This window comes from Rhodococcus sp. no. 34 (genome assembly GCF_054589475.1).
This window is the reverse complement of the sequence record NZ_BAAILK010000026.1, coordinates 80,795-87,835: the sequence shown is the minus strand read 5'-3', so window position 1 is coordinate 87,835 and position 7,041 is coordinate 80,795. Positions and strand designations below refer to the sequence as shown.

The 7,041-nt window shown below is 63.7% G+C and carries 7 protein-coding genes; 4 read left to right on the top strand and 3 right to left on the bottom strand.

The genetic code is table 11. The features are described from left to right. From ACYP01_RS09555 to murJ, 4 genes are all read left to right on the top strand, one after another. The coding region (locus ACYP01_RS09555; protein WP_459679644.1) for a sensor histidine kinase at positions 1–417 on the top strand (417 nt) is incomplete at its 5' end. Further along, entirely contained in the window at positions 405–1,046 is a 642-nt protein-coding gene (locus ACYP01_RS09550; RefSeq protein WP_003945784.1) for a response regulator transcription factor, read from the top strand. The genes ACYP01_RS09555 and ACYP01_RS09550, both read left to right, overlap by 13 nt. Before the next feature lie 161 nt (positions 1,047–1,207). Continuing rightward, positions 1,208–2,236, top strand: a complete 1,029-nt coding sequence (locus ACYP01_RS09545) for a beta-ketoacyl-ACP synthase III (RefSeq protein WP_003945837.1) — start codon at positions 1,208–1,210, stop codon at positions 2,234–2,236. A gap of 109 nt (positions 2,237–2,345) precedes the next feature. Next, positions 2,346–3,962, top strand: a complete 1,617-nt coding sequence (gene murJ, locus ACYP01_RS09540) for a murein biosynthesis integral membrane protein MurJ (RefSeq protein ID WP_459679640.1) — start codon at positions 2,346–2,348, stop codon at positions 3,960–3,962. Here murJ and ACYP01_RS09535 read toward each other — a convergent pair. From ACYP01_RS09535 to ACYP01_RS09525, 3 genes are all read right to left on the bottom strand, one after another. Continuing rightward, positions 3,948–5,102 (bottom strand): alkaline phosphatase family protein, encoded by a 1,155-nt coding sequence (locus tag ACYP01_RS09535; protein ID WP_459679638.1) that lies wholly within the window; start codon positions 5,100–5,102, stop codon positions 3,948–3,950. The two genes, murJ and ACYP01_RS09535, sit on opposite strands and share 15 nt — an antisense overlap. Positions 5,103–5,237: 135 nt before the next feature. Next, entirely contained in the window at positions 5,238–6,011 is a 774-nt protein-coding gene (locus ACYP01_RS09530; RefSeq protein ID WP_459679635.1) for a VOC family protein, read from the bottom strand. Positions 6,012–6,273: 262 nt separating this feature from the next. Next, a partial coding sequence (locus ACYP01_RS09525; RefSeq protein WP_459679633.1) for an alpha/beta fold hydrolase occupies positions 6,274–7,041 on the bottom strand: 768 nt, incomplete at its 5' end.

Genomic DNA, 7,041 nt, shown 5'->3' with positions numbered 1-7,041 from the left:
GTGCACGACATCTACCCGCCGATCCTCGACGAGTTGGGTCTGGAGGGCGCGATCTCGGCGCTCGCCGGGCGCTCCGCCGTGCCCTGCGTACTCGAGATCGACGAGCTCCGCCGTGCCCCGGCTGCCGTCGAGGCTGCTGCGTACTTCGTCGTCGCCGAGACCTTGACCAACGTCGCAAAACACAGCGGAGCGCGCAGTGTCACCGTCACGGCACGGACGGAGACGTCGGACGACTCGTCGGGTGAGACGATGCTCATCGACGTGATCGACGACGGTCACGGCGGCGCGAACGAACGCCCGGGCGGCGGCGTGGCGGGTATTCGACGCCGGGTCGAGGCTTTCGAAGGAACCGCAGTATTGGAGAGCCCGGAGGGTGGACCGACAAGGATGAGGGTGGAACTACCGTGCGGATTCTGATTGCCGAGGACGACGCTCTCCTGCGAGAGGGGCTGGCACTGCTGCTTCGCGGCGAGGGCTTCGAGGTGTCTGCCGTCTCCGACGCCGCACAGTTCCTCACGGTGTTCGAGGAGACTGCCCCCGACGCCGCGGTGCTCGACGTCCGGATGCCTCCTACTTTCACCAACGAGGGACTTCGAGCGGCGATCGAGGTGCGCAAGCTTCGCCCGGGCTTTCCCGTCCTGGTCCTTTCCGCTTACGTCGAGGATCGCTACGCCGGTGAATTGTTGGCAGGAGGCGCCGGCGGGGTCGGGTACCTGCTCAAGGAACGAGTCGGGAAGGTAGCCGAGTTCGTCGACGCATTGAACCGGGTCGTCGACGGTGGAACGGTGATGGATCCCGAGGTCGTATCCCAACTGATGAGCCGTCGACGCGCCGACGATCCGATCAGATCGCTGACTCCACGCGAGTCCGAGGTTCTCGGACTGATGGCGGAGGGGTTGGGAAATCAGGAAATCGCCAGGAAACTGGTCGTCAGCGACACCGCTGTGAGCAAGCACATAGGAAATATCTTCGCAAAACTCGGCCTGTCGGCTTCCGAAAGCGGGCATCGTCGTGTTTTGGCAGTTCTAGCTCATTTGCGCGCCTGATCGTGGATCTGGACTACATACCTGACCGAAGCGTAATGTGAGCCAGCCTCATGTTGTTGCCGTGATCGAACGGTGACCTGAGAGGCAGGGGCTTATGTCCTGTACGTAACGTGTGATGTCGAATGCGCGTCATCACCAGAAACCAACGAGGAGATCGATCAATGGGTAAGCCGATTGCCAGTGTGGCCGGAGGTCGGCAGTCCGTCCTTCTCGGGCTCGGCGTTCACCGCCCGGAGCGAGTCGTGACCAACGACGAGATCTGCGAGCTGATCGATTCCACCGACGAGTGGATCCAGACGCGATCGGGTATCAAGTCGCGCCGGTTCTCCGGCGAGGGTGAAGGCATCCTCGCGATGTCGATCAGCGCGGCCCGTAAAGCACTGGACGTCAGCGGCATTGCACCCGAGCAGATCGGCGCCGTGATCATCGCGACGTCGACGTGGGACCTGCAGACTCCCCAGGCTGCGTCCATCGTCGCCCACGAGCTCGGCATCAAGGGTCCGGCTGCATTCGACGTCGCGGCAGGCTGCGCCGGTTTCTGTACCGCTCTTGCAGTGGCCAGCGACCTCGTTCGCGGTGGCACGGTTGATCACGTACTCGTCGTCGGCGTCGAGTTGATGAGCGAGGCCACCGAGCCCACCGATCGCAGCGTGCGCTTCATCTTCGGTGACGGCGCAGGCGCAGTTGTCGTCGGCCCGAGCGACACCGTCGGAATCGGCCCGGTCGAGTGGGGTTCGGACGGCAGCCAGTCCGACGCCATCGTTCAGGAGCCCAGCTGGCTCGACTACACCAAGAACCCGACCGGACCTCGGCCGTGGATCAAGATGGCCGGCACCGCGGTGTTCCGCTGGGCCGCCTTCGAGATGGGCAAGGTCGCCACTCGCACCCTGGAGAAGTCGGGGCTGGGTATCGAGGACATCGACGCTTTTGTGCCGCACCAGGCAAACCAGCGCATCAACGAGGTCATCGCTCGCAGCATGAAGCTGCCCGAGGGCTTCCCCGTCTCCAACGACATCGCCGAGACGGGCAACACGTCCGCGGCCTCGATCCCGCTCGCCATGGAGCAGATGCTGCGCGACGGCCAGTGCAAGCCGGGCGACAAGGCACTGCTTCTCGCCTTCGGTGCGGGCCTGTCCTTCGCCGGGCAGGTTGTCGTCATGCCGCCGTTGGCTGGAGCGGAATCCGCCTGATTGTTCCTTTCGCAAGGGCGCCTCGAACCCACGGTTCGGGGCGCCCTTCCGTTTCCGTCCGGATCGTCGAACGTCTGCGATGTGGCACTCTGGCGAGATGGTCGAGAGCGTGGGGGAGTCTGAACGCAAGTCCGAACGTTCAGCTGAGACGGGCGGCAGCTTGGCAAAGATGGGTGGGCAAGTGGCGCTCGCCAGCACGGTCAGTCGGATCACCGGCTTCGTCCGCACCCTTGCCCTTGCCGCGGTCCTGGGCATTGCCCTCGTCAGTGATGCGTACAACGCGGCCAACAGCTTCCCGAACATGGTCTATCAGCTCCTCCTCGGCGGGATTCTCGCCAGCGTCCTGCTTCCGTATCTGACGCGGCAACGGAGCCGTGGGCGGACGCTCGAACGAGAGCAGACGCAGCGCGTTCTCACCGTCGGAGCGCTGGCTCTTGCGCTCGTGACGGTAGTGGCCGTGGTGTGCGCGCCGCCTCTGGTCTCGGCCGTGATCGATGATCCGGCTCAACGAGAGCTCACGACGCTCTTCGCGTACTTGCTTCTTCCGGAGATCTTCTTCTACGGCGTCACGGCGATGATGACGGCTGTGCTCAGCGTTCGATCGGTGTTCGGCGCGCCGGCCTGGGCACCGGTGATCAACAACGTCGTCCTTCTGGTGACGGTCGCGGTCTTCCTTTGTATCCCGGGGCCGGTGGCTCTGACTCCCGAGTCGATGACCACCGCGCAGGTCCTGGTGATCGGTATCGGCACTCTGCTCGGGATCGTGGCGCAAACCGCCGTCGTTGCTCGAGCGCTGCACCGCAACGGGTTTCGGTGGCGCCTTCGCGTGCGGGTCGTACCGCACACCTGGCGCCCGGTGCGCGTCGGGGCGCCGTTGCTCGGCTGGGTACTTGTGTACGTCGTTGCCGGCCAGATCGGTGTGTGGGTGACGATGAAGGTCACTCTCTCCCGTCACGTCTACTCGATGTACACGCACGCGGATCTGCTGTTTCAAGTGGCGTACGGCATTCTCGGTGTGTCGTTGTTGACGGTGCTGATGCCGCGGATCGCCAGGTCGGTTGCTGCGGGTGACGACGTCGGCGTCGTCTCCGATCTGGGCCGGGGAGCCCGGTATTCTGTGGTGGCGCTGATCCCGGTGACTGTGGCGCTCATGGTGTTCGGTCCCTCGTTGACCACCTTGATCTTCTTCGGCCGGGTCGACGGCAGCAGTGCCCGGTTGATCGGGACGGCCGTTGCGGTCAGTGCATTCGGGCTGGTGCCCTTTGCGATGGTCATGCTTCAGCTGCGAGTGTTCTACGCCGACAACAACACCCGAACTCCCGCGGTGATCGCCCTGGTGATGGTGGTCGCCAAGACTGCGCTCGTCCTTCTTGCGTCACTGTCGGCGAGTGACGAAAGGCTGGTCCTGGCCGTCTGTGCCGCCGGCTCGTTCTCCTACGTGTGTGGAGCGGTACTCGGCCACATCCTTCTTCGAAAGCGATACGGGCTGTTGGGATTCCGTCGCGTGCAGGCCACCGTCGGAAGGATTTCGGCGGCGGCAATTCTGGCAGGTGGTTGTGCGCTCGCTTTGGTGGTGGCGGTTCAGAACCGAGTTCCCGAGCCCAGGCTTGCTGCTGTTATTTCATTGTCGGCGGGTGCGGCCGTCGGTGCCGTCGTCCTGTTGGGTGCATGCAAGGTCGTCGGTGTTTCCGAGATTCGCCGGGCGCGAACCCTACTGCTGTCCTGAGGACAAGAGCGGTACCAGCAGTTCGTCCGGAGTGAGGGCGCCGTGCTGTCCACGGAGTCCGGACAGTCCCGATTCGACAGATCGACGTACGACGGCCACGTCCCCGGACGCAATGGCGATGACGTCACCGATCCGGCCGTGATACTCGGAATGCACTGCAGGCCCGAACAATCCTGCGACTATGCCCTCGGACCTCGTCCCGATCCACATGCGGTCACCCAGTTCGGCGCGCCAGCGGTCCGCAACATCTTGTGCAGCGCCTTCTCGGGTGTGGATGTGACGACATCTAGGTTCACCGGCAAGAGCGAGTACATCTTTGGACAGAATCGGAGTGTTGTCGAAGTCGATCTTGTTCTCGTCCGACACGTCGACCATTCCGTGGTCTGCCGTCACCAGCAATCTCACGTCCGGGCCGAGTGCAGCGGCGAGTTGCTCGACCAGTCGATCGACCAGCATCAGTTGGAAGATCCACGGCTCGGACTCGGGTCCGTAGACGTGGCCGAGTGCATCGATCTCGCTGATGTAGCAGTACGTGAACGTGCGGTCGGCAGATTTCGACGCCGCCACGGTGCGAGCGAGGAGGTCTCCGTATGCCTGGATTCCGGCGAACTGGGCACCGCGCATCCCGGCACGGGTGAGGCCGCTGCCGTCGAACTTCGACGGTACGACGGTTGTAACGGTGATGCCGGCTGCGGCGGCGCGATCGAACGTCGTGGCCTGCGGCTGCAGGGTTTCCGGGACGATGGAGTCGGTCTGAGATTCCTTCTTGCCCGCGCTGTGCCAACCCAGCCAGTTGAACACCGAATCGGCTTCTTCGACGTAGGACTGGTAGCCGGTGATGCCGTGCGCTCCCGAAGGCAGACCGGTCCCCAGTGAGACGATGCTGGTGGCCGTCGTCGTGGGGAAGCCTGCCCGGATGGGCGTTCCGATCAGTGAATTCAGGAATGGTGCATGTTCGACGTTGCGGGCGAGCAAATTCGCGCCCATCCCGTCTACCAGCAGAATTACGGTCTTCTTGCTGGGCTGTAGTTCGAGACGGTTCGCTTCGCCGCTCACTCCGAGAGAAGCGAGTACCGACGGCGCAAGCGTCGACAGAGTCGGCTGCGAGTACACATCGAGGAGAGGGGCGGGGGCGGGCATCCCATGAGATTAGGCGTTGGACGCAGAAAACTGCATACCTTCTGGGCGAGTGTTCAAATCTGTGCGGTCAAATCCGGACTTTCCAGATGATCAGCGCGCAGAGACCGCGGACCGGTGCGGCCTCCGCGCGGAGATTCATTCCATGATCGTGGAGATCTGGAACTTGGCACCTAGTGGATCGGCCACCGACGCGAGACGACCGAAGGGCGTGTCCTCGGGATCGCGCAAGACGCTGCCGCCGAATTCGACGACCTTGGCGACGGCCTCATCGGTGTCGTCCGCCCCGAAGTACACCTGCCAGAACGACGGCGCCTCTGCCGGGAGGAACGAGCTGGCATCCATCAAACCGGCGACGACGGTGTCGCCCTGCTTGGCCTGTGAGTACCGGAACTCGTCGCTGTCGCCGATCGACTCGTAAGTCCAGCCGAACACGTCGGTGTAGAACGGCAGGACCGCGGCGTAGTTCTTGGACAAGGTCTCGTGCCAGACCGGCGCTCCGGCCTCGCCGACCAAACCGAAGCCGTGGTGCTGATCTGCCTGCCAGATGCCGACGACGGCACCGGCCGGATCGCCCACGATCGCCATGCTGCCCTGAGGACCGACCTGCATCGACGGCATCATGATCATTCCGCCCGAGGCTTGGGCCTTGGACGCCGACGCTGCTGCATCAGTCGAGGAGATGTAGGTGGTCCACACGTTGCCGTAGGGGTTTCCCTCCTGCTGGGGTCCGAGCCCGGCGATGGGCTGCCCGTCTTTGCTGAAGATCGCGTAGCCGCCGTACTGCGGGTCGTCGTTTGTGTCAGCCTGCCAGCCGAACACGTTGGTGTAGAAGGATTTGGCAACCTCGGTGTCGGAGCTGGTGAGGTCGATCCAACAGGGTGTTCCGTCGAGCGCTGTGCGTGCGGGCATCTGAAAACTCTCCTTAACCGAAACGGATACACAAGCAGGGGACGCGGAAATGCTTGGCCGAGGAAGGCCTGAATCTCACGCTACGCGCGTACCCCGACACATTCCCAGGGTTCGAGAGCTTTGGGGTATGTGTCCGTTTCGCGTTCCCCGGTGGGCCGGACCTGCCAACGTAGACGACCGCCGAATCGTTCTTGATACTCCGAAGTTGATGGGGCACTTGCTCGATCGGCAAGGGCGTTCCACCGGGGAGTGTTGGTACGTGTCAGCTCCTGATCAGCCCCGTGCGATCGAGCCACGCGAGCGCATGACGGGTGAACTCGTCCGGAATCTCCAATTGTGGGGTGTGGCCGGTGTCGCCGAGAATGATGGTGGTCCAGTGTGGATGTGCAGCAGCGGCTGCCCGTGCGGCCTCGACCGGGACAAGCCGATCGCGATCGCCGTGCATCAGGAGCGTCGGAGTCGTGATCTCTCGCAATGTCTTTCGATAGGAGGCAGGACGGGCGAGGGTCATCAGCAGTGACCGTGCTGCCTGAAGGAATTCGGCATCCTGTGTAGGTTCGTTGCGGCGAATCGCCGTCAAGGCAGCGCCCGCGTCGAGGACCGCGGGGTCGGCTCGCGTCGGATCGGCAAAACACAATCTGGTCATCTGAGCGGCCAACTGCCGGTCTGACATCTTTCGGCGTCCGAAGCCGAGAACCTGCTCACCGACGTACGGCATCGAGTAGAGCGCGAATTGGGCGGCGACGGTCAGATCGGGAAGTTGGACGGGCAGGGGGAGCGCCGGATCCACCAGGACCAGCCCGGCGACTGATTCGGGACTGGCATGGGTCGACATTGCCGAGACCATTCCGCCCATGGAATTGCCGAACAGGACGGCGGGCTCACCCACCACTGTGTCGAGAAAGCGATTCAGAAGTACTGTGTTGGCATCGACGCCGGTGTGTCGCCCACGGGCAGAGGTGAGTCCGAATCCGGCGAGGTCAAGGGCGTACACGCGCGTGCGCGCCGCCAGCGCCGGTGCGACCCGCAC

What these genes read in the sequence shown, in the direction of transcription:
- ACYP01_RS09545 (WP_003945837.1), top strand. Translation starts at nt 1,208, where the DNA reads ATGGGTAAGCCGATTGCCAGTGTGGCCGGAGGTCGGCAGTCCGTCCTT.
- ACYP01_RS09535 (WP_459679638.1), bottom strand. Translation starts at nt 5,102, where the DNA reads ATGCCCGCCCCCGCCCCTCTCCTCGATGTGTACTCGCAGCCGACTCTG.
- ACYP01_RS09530 (WP_459679635.1), bottom strand. Translation starts at nt 6,011, where the DNA reads ATGCCCGCACGCACAGCGCTCGACGGAACACCCTGTTGGATCGACCTC.